The 18,601-nt window shown below is 66.1% G+C and carries 18 protein-coding genes; 9 read left to right on the forward strand and 9 right to left on the reverse strand.

The window, feature by feature from the left end; genetic code table 11:
* Positions 1-11 precede the first annotated feature (11 nt).
* The 3 genes from HNP02_RS11195 to HNP02_RS11205 are packed head-to-tail and all read left to right on the forward strand — an operon-like array spanning position 12 to position 3,501.
* Complete coding sequence (locus tag HNP02_RS11195; RefSeq protein ID WP_184438145.1) at positions 12-893, forward strand: branched-chain amino acid ABC transporter permease; 882 nt, start codon at positions 12-14, stop codon at positions 891-893.
* Positions 890-2,773 (forward strand): branched-chain amino acid ABC transporter ATP-binding protein/permease, encoded by a 1,884-nt coding sequence (locus HNP02_RS11200; RefSeq protein WP_184438147.1) that lies wholly within the window; start codon positions 890-892, stop codon positions 2,771-2,773. The genes HNP02_RS11195 and HNP02_RS11200 overlap by 4 nt, the downstream gene beginning before the upstream one ends.
* Complete coding sequence (locus HNP02_RS11205) at positions 2,770-3,501, forward strand: ABC transporter ATP-binding protein (RefSeq protein ID WP_184438149.1); 732 nt, start codon at positions 2,770-2,772, stop codon at positions 3,499-3,501. Before HNP02_RS11200 ends, HNP02_RS11205 begins: the two co-directional genes overlap by 4 nt.
* Before the next feature lie 16 nt (positions 3,502-3,517).
* Here the strand turns inward: HNP02_RS11205 and trxA are convergent, their stop codons facing one another.
* From trxA to HNP02_RS11220, 3 genes are read right to left on the reverse strand one after another with little or no spacing between them, the layout of a single operon-like run.
* The gene (gene trxA, locus HNP02_RS11210; protein WP_184438151.1) at positions 3,518-3,844 is read right to left on the reverse strand and encodes a thioredoxin; all 327 of its coding nucleotides are present in this window, start codon (positions 3,842-3,844) and stop codon (positions 3,518-3,520) included.
* Between the two features lie 35 nt (positions 3,845-3,879).
* Positions 3,880-4,833: a thioredoxin-disulfide reductase gene (gene trxB, locus HNP02_RS11215; RefSeq protein WP_184438153.1), complete on the reverse strand. Its 954-nt coding sequence runs from the start codon at positions 4,831-4,833 to the stop codon at positions 3,880-3,882.
* Between the two features lie 13 nt (positions 4,834-4,846).
* Positions 4,847-5,446 carry a carboxymuconolactone decarboxylase family protein gene (locus tag HNP02_RS11220; RefSeq protein ID WP_184438155.1) on the reverse strand — a complete coding sequence of 200 codons (600 nt, stop codon included), beginning with the start codon at positions 5,444-5,446 and terminating at the stop codon, positions 4,847-4,849.
* A 98-nt stretch (positions 5,447-5,544) separates the two neighbouring features.
* Here HNP02_RS11220 and HNP02_RS11225 point away from each other — a divergent pair, with 98 nt between their 5' ends.
* From HNP02_RS11225 to HNP02_RS11235, 3 genes are all read left to right on the forward strand, one after another.
* Positions 5,545-6,558: a LacI family DNA-binding transcriptional regulator gene (locus HNP02_RS11225; protein WP_184438157.1), complete on the forward strand. Its 1,014-nt coding sequence runs from the start codon at positions 5,545-5,547 to the stop codon at positions 6,556-6,558.
* A gap of 99 nt (positions 6,559-6,657) precedes the next feature.
* A complete protein-coding gene (locus HNP02_RS11230; protein WP_184438159.1) occupies positions 6,658-7,869 on the forward strand; it encodes an acetyl-CoA C-acetyltransferase in 1,212 nt (403 codons plus the stop codon).
* A gap of 4 nt (positions 7,870-7,873) precedes the next feature.
* Positions 7,874-10,009 (forward strand): 3-hydroxyacyl-CoA dehydrogenase NAD-binding domain-containing protein, encoded by a 2,136-nt coding sequence (locus tag HNP02_RS11235; protein ID WP_184438161.1) that lies wholly within the window; start codon positions 7,874-7,876, stop codon positions 10,007-10,009.
* Between the two features lie 150 nt (positions 10,010-10,159).
* Here HNP02_RS11235 and HNP02_RS11240 read toward each other — a convergent pair whose 3' ends face one another.
* The 6 genes from HNP02_RS11240 to HNP02_RS11260 form a co-directional block, all read right to left on the reverse strand.
* Positions 10,160-10,744, reverse strand: coding sequence for a bifunctional 2-polyprenyl-6-hydroxyphenol methylase/3-demethylubiquinol 3-O-methyltransferase UbiG (locus tag HNP02_RS11240; RefSeq protein WP_184438163.1), 585 nt, complete (start codon positions 10,742-10,744; stop codon positions 10,160-10,162).
* 4 nt (positions 10,745-10,748) lie between these two features.
* On the reverse strand, positions 10,749-11,174 hold the full coding sequence (locus tag HNP02_RS11245; protein ID WP_184438165.1) for a pyridoxamine 5'-phosphate oxidase family protein: 426 nt from the start codon (positions 11,172-11,174) through the stop codon (positions 10,749-10,751).
* Positions 11,175-11,222: 48 nt separating this feature from the next.
* Positions 11,223-11,963 (reverse strand): cysteine hydrolase, encoded by a 741-nt coding sequence (locus HNP02_RS11250; RefSeq protein WP_221317461.1) that lies wholly within the window; start codon positions 11,961-11,963, stop codon positions 11,223-11,225.
* Positions 11,960-13,159 carry a cytosine permease gene (locus HNP02_RS11255; protein WP_221317462.1) on the reverse strand — a complete coding sequence of 400 codons (1,200 nt, stop codon included), beginning with the start codon at positions 13,157-13,159 and terminating at the stop codon, positions 11,960-11,962. The genes HNP02_RS11250 and HNP02_RS11255 overlap by 4 nt, the downstream gene beginning before the upstream one ends.
* Positions 13,156-13,293, reverse strand: coding sequence for a hypothetical protein (locus HNP02_RS42230; RefSeq protein WP_221317463.1), 138 nt, complete (start codon positions 13,291-13,293; stop codon positions 13,156-13,158). The genes HNP02_RS11255 and HNP02_RS42230 overlap by 4 nt, the downstream gene beginning before the upstream one ends.
* Positions 13,294-13,416: 123 nt before the next feature.
* Complete coding sequence (locus HNP02_RS11260; protein WP_184438168.1) at positions 13,417-13,923, reverse strand: DUF2505 domain-containing protein; 507 nt, start codon at positions 13,921-13,923, stop codon at positions 13,417-13,419.
* A gap of 224 nt (positions 13,924-14,147) precedes the next feature.
* Here HNP02_RS11260 and HNP02_RS11265 point away from each other — a divergent pair, with 224 nt between their 5' ends.
* The 3 genes from HNP02_RS11265 to HNP02_RS11275 form a co-directional block, all read left to right on the forward strand.
* Entirely contained in the window at positions 14,148-14,354 is a 207-nt protein-coding gene (locus tag HNP02_RS11265; RefSeq protein WP_184438170.1) for a hypothetical protein, read from the forward strand.
* Between the two features lie 78 nt (positions 14,355-14,432).
* The gene (locus HNP02_RS11270; protein WP_184438173.1) at positions 14,433-15,422 is read left to right on the forward strand and encodes an LLM class F420-dependent oxidoreductase; all 990 of its coding nucleotides are present in this window, start codon (positions 14,433-14,435) and stop codon (positions 15,420-15,422) included.
* 481 nt (positions 15,423-15,903) lie between these two features.
* The coding region (locus HNP02_RS11275; RefSeq protein WP_184438176.1) for an Ig-like domain-containing protein at positions 15,904-18,601 on the forward strand (2,698 nt) is incomplete at its 3' end.

Genomic DNA, 18,601 nt, shown 5'->3' on the forward strand with positions numbered 1-18,601 from the left:
AGTCTCACCTCATGACGTCGTTCATCCAAACCCTCATCCTTGGCCTGCTGGTCGGCGCGCTGTACGCGCTGATGGCCTCGGGGCTGACACTGATCTTCGGGGTCATGCGGGTGATCAACCTCGCCCACGGGGCCTTCGCGGTGCTGGCGGCATTCCTGACCTTCACGCTGTGGCAACACCTCGGGCTTGACCCGATCCTGTCGATTCCCATCGTGATGGCGGTGATGTTCGCCGTCGGCTGGCTGGTCTACGTCGCGGTGATCCGGCACGTCCGGGGATCCCACGTCAGCATGACTGTGTTGGCCACCTTCGGCATCGCTCTGATGCTGGAAGGGATCATGGGCTTCATCTGGGGCAACACGTCCACCGCGGTCCGGGTGTCGTACACCGACGCCTCGATTGCGTTGGGGCCGTTGTACATACCTCAGGTGATGCTCATCGGCGCAGGCATCGCGATGCTGATCCTCGGCGGTCTCTACCTGCTGCTCAACCACACCTGGGCGGGTCGCGCCATCCGCGCCGCCTCTGCCAACGAGGCCGGTGCGCTGCTGGTCGGGGTGAGCGTGGCCACGATCGCCGCGCTCACCTTCGCCATCGGTGTGTCGACGCTGGGCGCGGGCGGGGCGATGCTGAGCACCATCTACCCGTTCCTGCCCGGCTCGCACTACCAGTGGATCGCCCGACTGCTGGCCATCGTCGTGCTCGGCGGTCTTGGCAGCCTTCCCGGCGCCATCCTCGGGGCGCTCGTCATCGGCGTTGGTGAGATCGCGGCCACCAGCTACCTCGGCGCGGCCTGGCCAGTCGCGGTGCCCTTCCTCGTCATCATCGTCGTGCTGATCACCCGCCCGCAGGGCATCCTCGGCACCCGGCTACGAGAGGACGCGGTCGCATGAGCACCATAACGAAGACCTCGGCCGCCCGACTGCTGGATCCCAGGCTGCAGACGCTGGTGACTCGGGCCGTCGTCGTGGTCGCCGCCGCCGTGATCGTGCTATTCCCCTTGTCGCCCAGCATATCCGCGCAGAACACGGTGATCATGACGCTGGTGCTGGCCATCGGCGCCAGCGGTCTCAACGTGATCACCGGCTTCACCGGCTACCTGTCACTGAGCCAGGGCGCCTTCATCGGTATCGGTGCCTACGTTGGCGCAATCCTGGCCATCCGGATCCCCGACGTTCCGCCGCTGGTGTGGGTGCCGGTCGCCGGCGTGTTCGCCGCGGCGATCGCCATGCTGCTTGGTCTGGTGACCTACCGCTCCCGGGGACCCGCGTTCGTGATCATCACGGTGGCCTTCCTGTTCCTTGCGCAGTTCGTCGCCATTCAGTGGGTGCCGGTGACCAACGGCACCGCAGGGCTGACCCTGCCGCTACCGGACTGGCCGGACGCGTGGGGCAACTGGCCGTTCCACCTGGTCCTCGTGACGCTGTTGGCGCTGTCGCTGCTGATGACGTGGGCCATCCGGCGCACCAAATTCGGTATGGGGCTCATCGCGATTCGCGAGGACGAGGGCAAGGCAGGCACGATCGGCGTCAACGCTCCCGTGTACAAGCTGCTGGCCTTCGGCGCCAGCGCGCTGTTCGTCGGCATGGCCGGATCTGCGTACGGCTACTACCTGTCGTTCGTCGACCCGACCGGCATGTTCTCGATCGTCACCAGCGCGCTGATCGTGCTCTCGGTCATCCTCGGCGGGCGCGGCACGCTGTTCGGACCGGTGCTCGGCGCGTTCATCATCCAACCCGTCAACACCTTCGCCAATGACACCTTCGGAGGCGGCAACGCCCGCCTCGTGCTGTTCGGGGGTCTGCTGGTGCTGCTGGTGATCCTGCTGCCCAAGGGCATCCTGCCGACCGTGGCGGCACTGCTTGAGAAGGCGAGAAACAAAGGGACCGTTGGTCTTTCCGGTGCTCGACTCAACCCGTTGGACCGCCCGCTCCTGCCGGTCGACGTCAAGCGGCCCGTGCCGACGGGGCGCACCCTGCTTGAGGTCCGCGGTCTGCACAAGAGCTTCGGCGGCAACCACGCGGTCAACGACTGCAGCTTCACGGTGCCCGAGGGCTCGATCACCGCGCTGATCGGACCCAACGGGTCGGGCAAGACCACGGTGTTCAACCTGATCTCGGGCACCATGATCGCCGACCAAGGCGAGATCCTGCTCGACGGCGAACGCATGGAACGTCTTTCGCCGTGGTCGAGGGCCCACCGCGGGGTGGGTCGAACCTTCCAGATCACCCGGCTGTTCCGCGAGATGACGGTGTTGGAGAACACCGTCGCCCCGTTGCGCGACTTCTCGGTGCGCCAACTGGGACTGGACGCGGTGAGCGGCTCGGAGGCCGCCCGCGCCGCCGAACTGCTCGAGTTCGTAGGGATGTCGGCCTACCGCGACGCCCGTGCCGGGTCGCTGTCCTACGGCCAGCAGAAGCTGGTCGAGCTGGCCCAGGTGCTCATGCTTGATCCGAAGCTGATCCTGCTCGACGAGCCGGCAGGCGGTATCAACCCGACCCTGATCGAGCGGATGGGCGATCTGATCCGCGATCTCAACGCCAAGGGCACCACGTTCCTGCTGGTCGAACACAACATGCCGTTCGTGGTGGGCCTGTGCGACCCGATCCGGGTGCTGGCGCGCGGCGCGGTGATCGCCAACGGCACACCCGAGCAGATTCAGAAGGACCCGCTAGTGCTCGACGCCTACCTCGGCGACGACTACCTGCTCGAAGCGCGGTCGAAGGCCAAGCAGGCCGCGAATGTCCCTGCAGTGGAGAGGAATCCGGCATGATTCGGCTCGAAGGAGTGGTTGCGGGCTACGGCGGCGGCAACGTCCTGCAGGGCGTCGACCTCGAGGTCGGAGCAGGCGAGCTCGGCTGCATCGTCGGACCCAACGGCGCGGGGAAGTCGACCGTCCTGCGTGCGGTCAGTGGCCTGCTGAAGCCGAGCGCGGGCCGCATCCTGCTCGACGGCGACGACATCACCGGCCTTTCACCCGACGCCGTGCTCGGCAGGGGCGTCACCCAGGTGCCGCAGAGCAACGGGCTCTTCTCCACGTTGTCCGTTCGGGAGAACATCCTGATGGGCGCGTACATCATTCGCAGGCAGCGCGCGTTGGTGCGGCAACGTTACGACGAGGTGCTCGACATGTTCCCGCTGGTTCGCGACAAGACCTCGATCCGCTGCGGCAACCTGTCCGGCGGCCAGCGCCGCATGGTGGAGTTCGCCCGCTCGTTGATGCTCGACCCCAAATTGGTCCTACTCGACGAGCCGTCGCTGGGCCTGGATCCCAAGTCGCTCACCGTAATCGACGAGGCGGTCGCGATCATGCGCGGCAGCGGCAAGGCCGTGCTGATGGTGGAGCAGAACGTGCGTTTCGGGTTGCGCATGGCCACCACCGGCATCGTGATGGAAAGCGGGAGGGTGCTGCTGACAGGGGAGGCCTCCTCGGTGCTGGCCAACCCGGAAATCGCCGACCTCTACTTCGGCGGCGCCGTGCACACCACGCCTGCCACCTGACCAGCTCCGGAAGTAGTTAGGCGAGAAACTCTTTCAGGTCGGCGTCGAGCACTGGCTTCGGCTTTGCGCCGGTGATGCGCTTGACCACCTCGCCCCCGTCGAATACCAGCATCGACGGGATCGAAACGATTCCGTATTTCTCTACGGTTTCCGGGTTTTCGTCGACGTCCATCTTCACGATCGACAACTTGCCGGTGTTCTCCTCGGCGATCTTGTCGAGGATCGGTGAAACGGCACGGCACGGACCGCACCATTCCGCCCAGAAGTCGACCAGGATCGGAATCTCGTGATGGAGCACCTCGCTTTGGAAGGTGGCGTCGGTGACAGCCTTGGTGCTTGGCATCGTTCCTGCTTTCGTCGTGGCGAACTCGGCGCGGGTCACACCGGTACTGGGGCGGGGCTGCTGTGTGCCGCAAGTGCGGCGAGATAGTGCTCGGCGTCAAGGGAGGCCACGGTTCCCGATCCCGCCGCTGTGATCGCCTGCTTGTAGGTCGGGTCGATCACGTCCCCTGCCGCGAACACGCCAGGAAGGTTGGTGCGGGACGAACGGCCGTCGACCGCGATCGTGCCCTCGGCTGTGAGGTGAAGTTGTCCGTGCACCAGGTGGGTACGCGGGTCCGAACCGATCGCCACGAACAGACCCGCGACATCGAGCCTGATCTCGGCGCCGTCGTCGGTGCCGACAAGGCCGATACCATCAACCTTCTCGTCTCCGTAGATGTTCGCCACCTTCTGGTTCCACGAGAACTCGATCTTCGGATTCGCACGCGCGCGGTCTTGCATGGCGGCCGAGGCGCGCAGACTTTCGCGCCGGTGCACCAGAAACACCTTGTCCGCGAAGCGGGTTAGGAAGGTCGCCTCTTCGAGGGCGGAGTCGCCGCCCCCGACCACCGCGACGGTCTGCTGTTTGAAGAAGGCGCCGTCGCACGTGGCGCACCACGACACGCCATGTCCCGAGAGCCGAACCTCGTCGTCGAGGCCGAGCCTGCGGTACGCCGAGCCGACAGCGTAGATCACGGTGAGCGCCTCGCGCACGCCGCCGTCGCCGAGTGTGGCGCGCTTGATGTCGCCGCTGAGTTCGAGCTTCGTGACGTCGTCGTGGACGATCTCGGTACCGAAGCGCTCGGCCTGCTCCCGCATCTTCACCATCAAGTCCGGCCCCATGATGCCCTCGGGAAATCCAGGGAAGTTCTCGACGTCGGTGGTCTTCATGAGTTCACCACCGACGTCGACCGAGCTGGCGATGAGCAGCGGTCGCAGGCGGGCGCGGGCCGCATAGATCGCGGCCGCGTATCCGGCTGGCCCGGACCCGACGATGATCGTCTGGCGCATGGCGCGGAGTCGCTCAGCCGCGGGCGGACGTTGCGAGGGATTCCGCCACCGCGGGCGCAAGGCCTGCGGTCGACGCCGTGCCGAGGTCTCCGTGCTGGATGCCGAGCGTCTTGAGGAACTTCTGCTGACCCATGGTGAGGCCGATGAAGTAGCCGAGTTCGACGATCTCGGGCTCTGTGAACTCTGCGTGCAGTGCCGTCCAGACATCGTCGTCGGCGAGGGTCGGATCCCAGGCGATCGCCTCGGCGAACAGCAGTGCTGCCTTTTCGCGCGGACTGAAGACGTCGGACCGACGGAACTCGATGACGTCGTCGAACTCGCGCTCCGTCAGGCCGGCGGCGGTGGCGAGGTGCGATCGCTGGCCGGCGCAGTAACCGCAGTCGAGCGACTTGGCGACGAACACGCGGGCCAGCTCCTTGATGGTGTGATCGAGCACGCCCTCGCGAAAGACCGCCTGCCACGACTGGTTGAACGAGCGCAGTACGGCGGGGACGTGTGCGCGGATCGCCTGGCTCTCGACGCGGGGTGTGCCGTACTTCCGAGAGTCGGCGATGTACCCGGCGAGCTCGGGGTCGGTGATCGAGTCGGGGTCAACGTAGCTGATGCGTGGCATGAGAACTCCTCCTAGCTGTTGGCAATCGATTGCCAAGAATCTAGCTCCAGGAGCGTTGGAACACAACCCCGCCGCCGGATCCGACTACGATTGCCCGCGTGGCGAGGCCGACGATCCAGGACGTCGCGCGTGCCGCGGGCGTCCACCCGGGAACCGTGTCGCGCGCGCTGAACCCGGAGCTCGCAGGCCGCGTCACGACCGAAACCACGCGGCGCGTCGAGGAGGCGGCCGCGCGGCTCGGCTACGTACCCGACCAATTCGGCAGGAACCTGCGCACCCGTCGCTCCCACACGATCGGGGTTCTGATCCCAGACCTCGGCAACCCGGTGTTCCCGCCGATCGTGCGCGGCATCGAGGACACCCTGCGCGGCGCCGGCTACGAGGCGGTGATCGCCAACACGGACGACAGCGCGGAGCGCGAAGAGCGACTCATCGACTTACTCAAGGCCCGGCAGTGCGACGGGTTCGTCATCGCCTCGTCGCGGCGCGACGACCCCGCAGTCGAGAGCTTGGTGAGGTCGGCGACCCCCGTGGTGCTGGTCAACCGACTCGTCGGCGCCGCGGCGTCCTCCGTGGCGAGTGACGACGCCGCCGGGATGCGGGCGGCCGTCGCCCACCTCGTTGAGTTGGGCCACACCGCGATCGCCCACGTGACCGGGCCCGACGCGCTGTCCATGACCCAGGTTCGGCTCACCGCATTCGAGGAGGCGATGCGCGCAGTCGGCCTCACCGCGGATCCGGCGCTCATCGAGACGGCCGAGCGCTACGCGGTCGACGAGGGCAACCGTGCCTTCGCGAGCCTCCTTGAGCGGCGCACGCCAACGGCGGTGATCGCAGGCAACGACATGATTGCGATCGGGTGTTATGCGGCCCTTCGAAGCCGAGGAGCCCGTTGCCCCGCTGACGTGTCGGTCGTCGGATTCAACGACATGCCGCTGTCGGGCTTTCTCGATCCTCCGCTCACCACCGTCGCGATCCCGCAATACGACATCGGAGCCGCAGCCGCCGAGCTGATTCTGGGCCGGATGGCAGAACGCGGCGAGCCGGTACATCGACTCCTGCCCACGGAACTCGTGGTGCGCGGGTCGACGGGTCCGCCGCCTGCGGCTTAGCGGTGAGAGCAGTACTTAGACCGCCCAACCAACAGGTTGGGAGGGGCTGTTATTCTGCCATAAGAGGGGTCCCCAGATCTGACGAACAGGAAATTCACCATGTCCGAAGAAGCCTTCATCTATGAGGCCATCCGCACGCCGCGCGGCAAGCAGCGCAACGGGTCGCTGAACGAGGTCAAGCCCGTCAACCTGGTCGTAGGCCTGATCGACGAGCTGCGCGTCCGCTTCCCCGACCTCGACGAGAATCTGATCAGCGACCTCATCCTCGGCGTCGTCTCGCCGGTTGGCGACCAGGGTGGCGACATCGCCCGCACCGCGGCGTTGGTGGCGAAGCTGCCCGAGACGACCGGCGGATTCCAGCTCAACCGGTTCTGCGCCTCGGGCTTGGAAGCCGTCAACACGGCCGCCCAGAAGGTCCGTTCCGGATGGGACGACCTGGTGCTCGCGGGTGGCGTCGAGTCGATGAGCCGCGTTCCGATGGGCTCCGATGGCGGCGCATGGGCGACCGACCCGGAGACCAACTACAGCGTCGGCTTCGTGCCCCAGGGCATTGGTGCCGACCTGATCGCCACCATCGAGGGCTTCTCCCGCGAGGACGTCGACGCCTATGCAGCGCGCTCGCAGGACAGGGCTGCGGCTGCGTGGTCGGGCGGCTACTTCGCCAAGTCCGTCGTGCCGGTGAAGGACCAGAACGGCTTGGTCATTCTCGACAACGACGAGCACATGCGGCCCGGTTCAACCGTGGAGAGCCTCGGCAAGCTGAAGTCCGCGTTCGAGGGACTCGGCGCGATGGGCGGCTTCGACGACGTGGCGCTGCAGAAGTACCACTACGTCGAGAAGATCAATCACGTGCACACCGGCGGCAACAGCTCCGGCATCGTCGACGGTGCCGCGCTGGTGCTCGTCGGCTCGGAGGCGGCGGGCAAGTCGCAGGGCCTGACCCCGCGGGCGCGCATCGTGGCCACCGCGACCAGTGGCGCCGACCCGGTCATCATGCTGACCGGCCCGACCCCGGCCACCAAGAAGGTGCTCGACCGGGCCGGGCTGACCGTCGACGACATCGACCTGTTCGAGCTGAACGAGGCCTTCGCCTCGGTGGTGCTGAAGTTCCAGAAGGACCTGAACATCCCCGACGAGAAGCTCAACGTCAACGGTGGCGCCATCGCGATGGGCCACCCACTCGGCGCCACCGGCGCCATGATCACCGGAACCATGGTCGACGAGCTCGAGCGCCGCGGCGCCAAGCGCGCGCTCATCACACTGTGCATTGGCGGCGGCATGGGCGTCGCCACCATCATCGAGAGGGTTTAAGACCATGGCAGAGAACACCATTCAGTGGGACAAGGATGCCGACGGCATCGTCACACTGACGCTTGACGACCCCACCGGGTCGGCCAACGTGATGAACGAGCACTACGCCGAGTCCATGCACAACGCCGTCGAACGCCTTGTCGCCGAGAAGGATTCGATCACAGGTGTCGTCATCACCAGCGCCAAGAAGACCTTCTTCGCCGGTGGCGATCTGAAGGGCATGATCGAGATCGGCCCGGAGAATGCCGGCGAGGCCTTCAGCACCGTCGAGACCATCAAGGCCGACCTGCGCAAGCTCGAGACCCTCGGCAAGCCCGTCGTCGCGGCCATCAACGGCGCCGCCCTTGGCGGCGGCCTCGAGATCGCCCTGGCCACCCATCACCGCATCGCCGCTGACGTCAAGGGCAGCCAGATCGGCCTGCCCGAGGTCACACTGGGTCTGCTGCCCGGCGGCGGCGGCGTCACCCGCACCGTGCGCATGTTCGGCATCCAGAAGGCGTTCATGGAGATCCTGAGCCAGGGCACCCGGTTCAAGCCGGCCAAGGCACTCGAGACGGGCTTGGTCGACGAGGTCCTGCCGACCGTCGAGGAACTGGTGCCGGCCGCCAAGGCGTGGATCAAGGCCAATCCCGATGCGCACGAACAGCCTTGGGACAAGAAGGGCTACAAGATGCCCGGCGGCACGCCGTCGTCGCCAGGACTGGCGGGCATCCTGCCGTCGTTCCCCGCACTGCTCAAGAAGCAGCTCAAGGGTGCACCGATGCCCGCGCCGCGCAAGATCCTCGACGCGGCCGTCGAGGGCGCGCAGGTGGACTTCGACACCGCCAGCCGCATCGAGAGCCGGTACTTCACCGAGCTGGTCACCGGCCAGGTCTCGAAGAACATGATTCAGGCGTTCTTCTTCGACCTGCAGTCCATCAACGGCGGAGGTTCGCGCCCCGACGGCATCGGCAAGATCCCGATCACGAAGATCGGCGTGCTTGGCGCGGGCATGATGGGCGCGGGCATCGCCTACGTCTCGGCCAAGGCCGGATTCGACGTCGTGCTCAAGGACGTCGAACTCGAAGCGGCGCAGCGGGGTAAGGGCTACTCCGAGAAGCTCGAGGCCAAGGCGTTGGAGCGTGGTAAGACCACGCAGGAGAAGTCCGACGCGCTGCTCGCCCGCATCACCCCGACGGCCGACGCCGCCGACTTCAAGGGCGTCGACTTCGTCATCGAGGCCGTCTTCGAGTCAGTTGAACTGAAGCACAAGGTGTTCCAGGAGATCGAAGACGTCGTCGAGCCCAACGCGCTGCTCGGGTCGAACACCTCGACGCTGCCGATCACCGGCCTCGCGGCCGGAGTGAAGCGTCAAGAGGACTTCATCGGGATCCACTTCTTCTCGCCGGTCGACAAGATGCCGCTCGTCGAGATCATCAAGGGCGAGAAGACCTCTGACGAGGCACTGGCCCGGGTGTTCGACTACACGCTGGCCATCGGCAAGACGCCGATCGTGGTCAACGACAGCCGCGGCTTCTTCACCAGTCGCGTTATCGGCACGTTCGTCAACGAGGCGCTCGCCATGCTGGGTGAGGGCGTCGCGCCGGCCAGCATCGAGCAGGCGGGTTCGCAGGCCGGCTACCCGGCGCCGCCGCTGCAGCTGTCCGACGAGCTCAACCTGGAGCTCATGCACAAGATCGCCGTAGCTACGCGCTTGGGCGAAGAAGATGCGGGACGAGTCCATGTTCCCCATCCTGCCGAGGCGGTCGTCGAGAAGATGATCGAGCTCGGACGCCCGTCGCGACTGAAGGGTGCTGGGTTCTACGAGTACGCCGACGGCAAGCGCGTCGGCCTGTGGTCGGGCCTGAAGGAGACGTTCAATTCCGGAAGCTCGCAGCCGCCGTTGCAGGACATGATCGACCGCATGCTGTTCGCCGAGGCGCTGGAGACCCAGAAGTGCTTCGACGAGAACGTGCTGACCACCACCGCCGACGCCAACATCGGCTCCATCATGGGCATCGGCTTCCCGCCGTGGACCGGTGGCTCGGCGCAGTACATCGTCGGATACCCCGGCGGCAAGGCAGGTTTCGTGGCCCGCGCCAATGAACTGGCAGCCAAGTACGGCGACCGCTTCATCCCGCCGGCCTCGCTCACCAGCTAGCAGTAGTAGGCAAGGCCCCCGGGACCACCGCTGAATGTCGCCGCCAGGCGGCTCCGGCGACGTCCCGGGGGCTGCGTCGTCTAAGCGACCGGCAATGGATAGTCGGGGGGCTGACGGGAGCGCTTGCGGCGCTGGGCATTTAGCCTCCCGTCAGGCGTCGCGCTGGAACGAGTAGTGCCGCGCGGCCTTGGAGAGCTCCGACTCGGGTCCAGACGAGATCGCGGTCCAGCCGTCGCCGAAGCGGCGGGTCACCTCGTCCGGCGAGATCCCCGGCACGCCGAATGAACCACCCGGTGTGAAGGCGATGACCAGGAGCCGGCCGCCGGGCGCGATGACGGACTCGACGCCGCGGACGTACGCGTCACGGTCTTCGGCCGACATGCCGTGCAGACAGCCGCTGTCGACGATCAGCGTGAAGCCCGTACCGACACCGGCCGACTCCAGTTGGGTGGCGTCGGCCAGGCGGAAGTCGACGGTGACGCCCGCCGCCCTGGCCTTGGCGCGCGCCGCCTCCAGTGGCTTGGCCACGTAGTCGACTCCGGTGACCCGCCAGCCGTGCTTGGCCAGGTAGATGGAGTTGTCACCGGTGCCGCAACCGATGTCGAGTGCGGGACCCGCCGCCAGTGCGCCATCGCCCTCGACGAGGGCTGCCAGAGTGGTCGACATCGGGTGCCCGTCCCAGGGTGTGAACCCCAACCGGTAGAGCACCTGGAACAACCGCCGTCGCGACGACATGGGCCTACAGAGAACCCAGGTCCGCGGACAGCCAGTGCTGCGGTTTCAGGAAGATGGCCACGCTGTCGCCATGCTCGCGGCGGGCGAATTCGAGGTAGGGCTCGACCTTCTCTGGCGGCAGATAGCGCTTGGTCAGCTCGACGAGTTGATCATCGGTGCCGGGCTCGATACGACTGACCACCCCGTCGACCGCGACGTAGCGCACGGTTGGTTCGACGCGGTCGACCATCAGCGAGAACTCCCCCGTCGCCTCGATGAGGCGGTGCTTGCGGGAACCGCTTCCGGTGATCACCCACGGCTCACCGCCCGGGGTGTACTGGTACCAGATCGGAACCGTCAACGGTCCCCGCTTGTCGCCGGCGTTCACCGCCAGCGCCGCGATGTGCGGCTCGGCGAGAAATAGTTCGCGTTCTTCTCGTGAAAGGGCCATGGTCGCCAGGCTAGTCCTGGCCACCGACTGGTGGCCCGGGCCGACGAACTACTGCACGGGCACCGGTTCCGGTGCGGCGGCTACCCTTCCGCGAATCGCGTCGAATGCGTCCAGGAGCGCTGCGCTGGTGGCGTGCGCTCCGAACACGCCGCCCTGCATGGTCACCATGTTCAACGCCGCGACGTGATTGGCGTAGTCGGTGGCGCCAGTGCAGTCGGAAAGCACCAGGCATTCGTAGCCCCGGTCGTTGGCGTCGCGCATCGTGGTGTGAACGCACACGTCGGTCGTGATCCCGGTGAAGACGATGTGCGAGATGCCGTTGCTCTGCAGGATCAGGTCGAGGTCGGTGGCATAGAAACTACCCTTGCCGGGCTTGTCGATGACGGGCTCACCCGGCAGCGGCGCCATCTCGTCGACGATCTCCCACCCCGGCTCGCCCTTGGTCAAGATTCTGCCGCGTGGGCCGCGCGACCCGATCTCGGCACCGATCTGGGCCGACCGCCAGCGCTTGTTGGCGGGGAGGTCGGACAGGTCGGGTCGGTGACCCTCCCTGGTGTGCAGGATGAACAGGCCGATCTCGCGTGCGGCGTGCAGCACGGTCTGAGCAGGGCCGAGCGGTGTCCGGGTCAACGACAGGTCGTAGCCCATCGTGTCGACGTAGCCGCCCTCGCCGCAGAAGTCGACCTGCCAGTCAATGTTGATCAGCGCCGTCCGGCCGACGGGGATGTCGCCGTCGTAGGGCCATGCGTAGGGGTTGGCGTCGACGGTGATCGGTGGGTGGATGCTCATGCGGCCTCACCGCTCAGTGCGGGTTCCTGCGACTCGAGGGGCGCCGCCGGTAGGTAGGTCAGGGCGGTGAAGGCGAGCCCGCCGACGACCATGGCGACGACGGCGTCGGACAACTGCGGCGCCTCGAAGTGGGTCAGAAGTGCGACACCGGCGCCGATTGCCCAGGCCGCGAATGGTTTCCAGTACAGCACTGCGGCCGGCGCGCGCCGATTGGCGAAGATGAACTGGTCCAGGATCAGGATGACGCCGATCGGCGGGACGAGTACGCCGAGGATGTTGAGCCAGGCCTCGAAGTAGGACCAGATGCCTGCGACGGCGGCGATGGTTCCGACGATGCCGAGCACGATCGTCAGCTGGCGCATCGTCCTGCCGGTGATGTGGCCGAAACCGACGGCGCCGTTGTAGAGGCAGTGGGCGCAGACGCTGCCGAGGTTGACGAACACGAACAGCACCCCGAGGGGCAGCAGCACGCCGCCGTTGTTGACCAGGACGTGCAGGAAGTCGCCGCCGGTCTTCTGCGGTTCGGCCGAGGCGCCGAGGGCGACCACGAAGGTGCCGACCAGTTGGGCGATGAAGTAGGCGACGGGGAAGGCCGCGAACGCTGCCAGCGCACCTTGTTTGCCGTCCTTCGCCCAGCGGGTGAAGTCGGCGGTCATGGTGCCCGAGTCGGCGAAGCATGCGATCACCATGGTGACGGCGACGCCGAAGCTCATCGCGCTCGCTCCCGCGCCACCCTGATACGACATCGCGGAGCCGATCCCGCCGTCGCGCGCTGCGATGACGACCGCGACGATGCCAAGCGGCACGAACATGATCGAGGCCACGACGCCGATCCACGAGATCGCCCGGATGCCGATGAACGTCAACGCTACGAACAGCACGCCGGCGAGCAGCGTGATCCACCCGACGCTCCAACCCATCGAGATGTTCAGTGTGGGTCCGACCATGCCGGTCTGGAAGGCGAACCAACCGATCACCAACGTGGAAAGGAAGGCCGACACGACGCGGAAACCCTTGCCGCCGAACGTGTCTGCCGCGGTCAATGCGAAGTTCTTGCCCGACCGGCCCGCGATGTAGCTCAGTGTCCCGACATAGACCATCAGCACCGCGTTGCCGAGGAGGATGGCGAGCATTCCGGTGGTGAACCCGAGGTTGTAGACGATGATGCCCGCGAACACCGCGGACGTCATGATCATCGGGAAGCCGACCCAAACCGCGAGAACAGTGAGCGGCGGGCCGACAGGGGGACGGGGTCGTGCTCGTACTCCTCGCCGAGGGCGGACTCCTGGTGAGTCCCGGGTGGCGCGGACGTCGTGGAGGAAGTGGCCACGGCTGGGGTTCCTTCGTCGTGTGAGCGGACGCCGACCGGCATCTTCGTTGCTGTATACGATGCGGTATACGTGTTACCCGTCGGTTTGCCCGCGTGAACATCGTGTAACGCCGCGGGCCGCGGTCAGAGGTTCTCGGTTACCCATTCATTGGTGAACACGTGGATGTCGAGGATGCCGTCGGCCAGCGGTTCGGCGATGAGCTTGGCGATCGTGCCGCCGATCAACGGAACGTTGACCGTCACCGTCGCAGTGCACTCGAACCGCAAGCCGTTGGGAACTGGTGTCAGCGACAGCGCGCCACCGCCGGACAGTGGCAGGCCGCGGGCGTCGACGGTGATCTCGCCATGGGTGCGGCCGTCTTCCGGTGCGTACCAACGCTCGCGGTGAAGCACGTGCAGCACGCCGGTGTGCAAGCGGTTCAGCGGTGGAGGCAACTGGTCCCCGCCGAAGCTCAGTGTCATGGTCGCCGTCGTGGTGCCGTCCGCGTCGGTGGTCAACGAGTCGAGCGTCGGCGAACCCGTATCGAATGCGGCAAGCCTTGCCTGCCAGTAGGTCTCGCTTCCGAATGCCCGGTGGACCTGATCGACGGTGCCGGGGGATTCGGCCGAAACGACGAATGATCGCGGCACAGCATGGCACGTTACCGCCACGCGGAATCGCCGATCCACCTATCTCGATCTTTGGTAATGAACATGCGAACTGAGCAAATCCCTTGGGGGCCCGCTATTTCGATGTCTACGTGCGATAACCAAACCTCCATGCTCGTTTGGGCAATGAATTGGATGTTTGCACGGTTCAGCGTGTAGTTGGAAGCCGTCCCGGTCATGCGACGAGGGTGCTAGCTTCGGCGTCCATGCATGAAATGGGCCAGCCGTACGGCCGGCTCGACGCGATGGCAGGCGGTGTGGCAATCGTCGCCAAGGGGCGGATATGGGCGCACGGCGAATGCAGCTGCGGATGGAGGGGCTCGGAGCACGTCATATCGGCCGTCGCCATTCACGATGCCCTGATTCACGCGGCGACGGAACGGTGCGAGCCCGGCGTCCCGCTGGTGTGGTGATTCCGTCGCGTTCCCAGCGCGAGAGGGGCTGAGCAGAACCCGCGCAGAGTCGTTCGCCACGCCCTAGAGTTGGGCACCGTGCGTTTCGGACTGTTCATCCCGCAAGGTTGGCGACTGGATCTGGTGGACATCCCCACCGCAAGCCAGTGGGGAGTGATGCGCGACCTCGCGACCTACGCCGACGGCGGGCCGTGGGATTCGCTCTGGGTCTACGACCACTTCCACACCGTGCCGGTGCCGACCGACGAGGCCACCCACGAGGCGTGGTCGCTGATGGCGGCCTACGGGGCCACGACGTCGCGGATCAAGCTCGGCCAGATGTGCACGGCGATGAGCTACCGCAATCCGGTCTACCTGGCGAAGGTGGCCGCCACCGTCGACATCATCTCCGGCGGTCGTGTTCAGATGGGCATCGGCGGCGGCTGGTATGAACACGAATGGCGCGCCTACGGATACGGCTTCCCGTCAGCCGGCGTGCGTCTGGCCCGCCTCGACGAGGGCGTGCAGATCATGCGCAGTGCCTGGCGTGACGGCAGAGTCACCTTCGACGGCAAGCACTATCAGGCCGACGACGCGATCGTGGCGCCGAAACCGTTGCAGGAGAATGGCATCCCACTGTGGATCGCCGGTGGTGGCGAGAAGGTGACGCTGCGGATCGCCGCGAAGTACGCGCAGTACACCAACTTCGTGTCCGATCCCGAGGGTTTCCGGCACAAGTCGGAGGTGCTCGAAGGGCACTGCCGCGACGTGGGAACCGACTACGGATCGATCGTGCGCTCGGCAAACTTCAACGCCGTGGTCGGATCGTCCGAGGCCGAGGTGAAGGACCGCGTGGAACGGATCCGTTCCCGGCTAATCACGAAGGCCGCCCCGGAGGTGGTCGAGGGCATGTTGACGACCATCACCTCGCCCGACTCCGCGAGCGGAACGCCGGAGCAGATCGTCGAACGGTTGAGCCGTCTGCGCGACCTCGGCTGTGAGTACGCGATCCTGAACTTCCCCGAGGCGGCGTATGACCGATCGGGCATCGAGCAATTCGAACGCGAGGTCATCCCCGCTCTGAGCTAGGCGGATTTCGCCTACCAATTTTTTTGCCGTCGCTACCGGCCTACTGGCGCGTGCACCCGCTCTGAGCACAGCTTTTTGATCTTGTTCCGCAAACCCGCTACGGCAAAGTATTTACGTTTGCAACAATATTCTAATTTACACCCACAAAAATAACTGTCGCGTCAATCCAGCAGCATAAGCTGGCGATTCTGGGCGCCCGCTGGCAACACCCAGCTCGAAACAGGCGTCGGAGACCAGCGGCACGGACCTTGGAGCAGCATGAGCCCGCAAACGCGGCCGCAGGTGGGCGTCGGCACAATGCGTCGGCCGTCCTGTCTCCTCAGCGAAGTCCGCCTCCAGTCGGCGAAGTTGTCCCCCTACCCCCGGAGGCGATCAAATGTGCGCAAACACACCCCGGCATCGTGCCGAACGCCGCGCGAATGAGCCCGCGCACAGGCCTCAGGCGTTGATCGCGAGGGTCGATCCCCCGACGATCGACCTGATGTCGCTCCGGGGTCTGGAGGCGTCCCGCTCGCCGAAGCATGCGCGCAAGGCGGAAACCACCTACGCCAAGTACGTCGGCCGCATCGGGGCGTTGGCCGTGTCGCTGGGCGTCGGGGTTGCCGTCGCCACCACTCCGGGTATGGCGTGGGCGGCGCCGGATGCCGACTCCGATCCCGGCGCGTCGGCATCGCCTGGCCCCAAGACGTCGCCCGACTCCAAGCCCGATGCGTCGACGCCATCGAAGCCGGACACGGAAACCACGTCGCAGACCACGGCCACCGAGACGTCGACCGACGGATCGCCCTCGAAGAGCGACACCACCCCGGCCAACGATCGCGTCCCCACGATGAAGGTGGACAGCTCCGGTGGAGCGCTCACGTCCACCCATCACACCGCCGGTGAGGCTGCGGCGAAGTCGACGCCCGCGGCGTCGGATACCGCTTCCGAACCAAGCACCAGTGAGGAAACCGTTGCCCCGGCGGAAGTGACTCCGGTGGAGCCCGTGGCTCCGGTAGAGCCGGTGGTTCCGGTAGTGGAGCCCGTCGTAGAGGTGCCGGTGGTTCCGGTCGTAGAGGTGCCGGTCGAGCCGGTGGTGAATCCGACTGACCCTCAGAATGATTCACCGAAGCCCTCTGACGGGCAGACCGCCGGCTCTGACGGGAAGCCCGGCGTCGTCGTGGACCACGTGCAGAGCGGGCCCACTGACAAGGGCGGATCGGACACGGCATCGGCGGCGGCCGACGACACCGCGCGACACAGGTCGGCGTTGACCGCCGATGTCCAAACGGCGGACTCGTCCAACAACGCACAGATGTCAACGTTCGCCGCCCCGCAGGTCCAGGCACCTACGCCTGCCCCGTTCGATCCCGTTGGCGCCCTCCTGGCGATTCCGGGCCAAGTGTTCGACTTCGCCTCGGGTTTCGTCGCCCTCGTCATCACCCCATTCCTGGCGCCTACTCCCAATGCGCCGGCCCAGATGCCGTTGCTGTGGACCGTATTGGCTTGGGTGCGAAGGGAAATCTCGCACACCTTCTTCAACCGGAGCCCCATCGCCAACCCGGTGCAGATCAGCCAGACCGTGACCGGTGAGGTGTCGGGCAACCTCAATGCCACCGACCCGAATGGCGACGAGCCCTTGACCTACACCGTGACGCAACAGCCTGCGCACGGCACCGTGGTGGTGCGGCCCGATGGGACGTACACCTACACGCCGACGGCGGGTGCTCCGACGACGACCCTGACCGACAGCTTCAGCGTGACCATCGACGATTCGGTCGGCACGCAGCTACCCGGCATCTTCGGCGTCGTCCAGGGGATCCTGCACGGGTTTGCGCAATTGATCGGAATCGCACAGCCAGACACGATCGTCAAGACGGTGCCGGTAACGGTGGTGGGGACCGGAATCAACCTGCCGCCGCTCGTGGTCACCTCGGTGATCAACCCGATTCCGTACACGGCGGGCAGCGCACCAAGGGTGCTGGATTCCAATCTGAAGGTCATCGACGGGTCGTCGAATCTGTCGGGTGGCACGGTGTCGGTCGGCTTGGGCTTCAAACCCGGTGACACGCTGAGTTATACGCCGCCGGCGAACAACCCGATCACCGGTTCGTACGACGACGCTACCGGTGTCTTGACGCTGGAGGGGACCGCCACGGTCGCCCAGTACCAGGAAGCACTTCGGGCGGTGTCGTTCTCCACCACCGCGGGGGCGTTGATTGGGGTGCGGACGGTGTCGTTCGTGGTAACCGACGACGGGGATCTGCCGAGTATCTCGGTACCCCTCTTGGTGACCGTGTCGGCGTTGAATCTGCCGCCTATCGTGACGACGTCGGTAGTGGGGCCGATCGTGACCGTCGGTAGCCCGCCGGTCACCCTCGATTCGAATGTCACCATCATCGATGGCTCCGGATCGATGAAGGGTGCTCAGGTTTCGCTGGGCTTGGGCTTCAGTCCTGGTGACAAGCTGGGTTATACGGCGCCGCAGAACAATCCGATCACGGGCGCCTACAACGCGGCGACCGGGACGTTGACGTTGTCCGGTACGGGGACTGTGGCGCAGTATCAGGAAGCGTTGCGTGCGGTGACGTTCTCGACCACGGCGGGTGCGTTGGTTGGGGCGCGAACGGTGTCGTTCGTGGTGACCGACGACGGGGATCTGTCGAGTATCTCGGTGCCGTTGGCGGTCACCGTGATTGGGTTGACGTTGCCGGTGGTGGTGCCGGGTGGGTTGTTGGTGACCTATCGGGTCGGTGATGCTCCGGTGGTGCTGGCGTCGGGGTTGTCGGTGACGGGTTCCTCGGCGCAGTTGTCTTCGGCGACGGTGACCATTGGGGTGAAGTCGGCGGGGGATGTGTTGAGTTGGACGCCGTCGGCGGCGACCGGGTTGATCTCCTCGGTGGGGTATGACGCGGCGGCCGGGACGTTGACGTTGTCCGGTACGGGCACGGTGGCGCAGTACGAGGCGGCGTTGCAGTCGGTGACGTTCTCCTCGACGACGGTGGGGTTGTTGGCCCGCGCGATTACCTATGGGGTGACCGATCCGGGGGCGTTGTTGCCGGCGGTGTCGGTGCCGGTGGTGTTGACGGTGTTGCCGGCGTTGACGTTGCCGGTGGTGGTGCCGGGTGGGTTGTTGGTGACCTATCGGGTCGGTGATGCTCCGGTGGTGCTGGCGTCGGGGTTGTCGGTGACGGGTTCCT

This window comes from Mycobacterium sp. AZCC_0083 (assembly GCF_014202335.1).
Classification (GTDB): domain Bacteria; phylum Actinomycetota; class Actinomycetes; order Mycobacteriales; family Mycobacteriaceae; genus Mycobacterium.

Excerpts from the sequence above, each read along its gene's own strand:
- HNP02_RS11250 (WP_221317461.1), bottom strand. The coding sequence starts at position 11,963 with ATGAGCATCCACCCACCGATCACCGTCGACGCCAACCCCTACGCATGG.
- HNP02_RS11205 (WP_184438149.1), top strand. The coding sequence starts at position 2,770 with ATGATTCGGCTCGAAGGAGTGGTTGCGGGCTACGGCGGCGGCAACGTC.
- HNP02_RS11265 (WP_184438170.1), top strand. The coding sequence starts at position 14,148 with ATGCATGAAATGGGCCAGCCGTACGGCCGGCTCGACGCGATGGCAGGC.
- trxB (WP_184438153.1), bottom strand. The coding sequence starts at position 4,833 with ATGCGCCAGACGATCATCGTCGGGTCCGGGCCAGCCGGATACGCGGCC.
- HNP02_RS11235 (WP_184438161.1), top strand. The coding sequence starts at position 7,874 with ATGGCAGAGAACACCATTCAGTGGGACAAGGATGCCGACGGCATCGTC.
- HNP02_RS11245 (WP_184438165.1), bottom strand. The coding sequence starts at position 11,174 with ATGGCCCTTTCACGAGAAGAACGCGAACTATTTCTCGCCGAGCCGCAC.
- HNP02_RS11255 (WP_221317462.1), bottom strand. The coding sequence starts at position 13,159 with ATGATCATGACGTCCGCGGTGTTCGCGGGCATCATCGTCTACAACCTC.
- trxA (WP_184438151.1), bottom strand. The coding sequence starts at position 3,844 with ATGCCAAGCACCAAGGCTGTCACCGACGCCACCTTCCAAAGCGAGGTG.
- HNP02_RS11195 (WP_184438145.1), top strand. The coding sequence starts at position 12 with ATGACGTCGTTCATCCAAACCCTCATCCTTGGCCTGCTGGTCGGCGCG.
- HNP02_RS11230 (WP_184438159.1), top strand. The coding sequence starts at position 6,658 with ATGTCCGAAGAAGCCTTCATCTATGAGGCCATCCGCACGCCGCGCGGC.
- HNP02_RS11200 (WP_184438147.1), top strand. The coding sequence starts at position 890 with ATGAGCACCATAACGAAGACCTCGGCCGCCCGACTGCTGGATCCCAGG.
- HNP02_RS11240 (WP_184438163.1), bottom strand. The coding sequence starts at position 10,744 with ATGTCGTCGCGACGGCGGTTGTTCCAGGTGCTCTACCGGTTGGGGTTC.
- HNP02_RS11220 (WP_184438155.1), bottom strand. The coding sequence starts at position 5,446 with ATGCCACGCATCAGCTACGTTGACCCCGACTCGATCACCGACCCCGAG.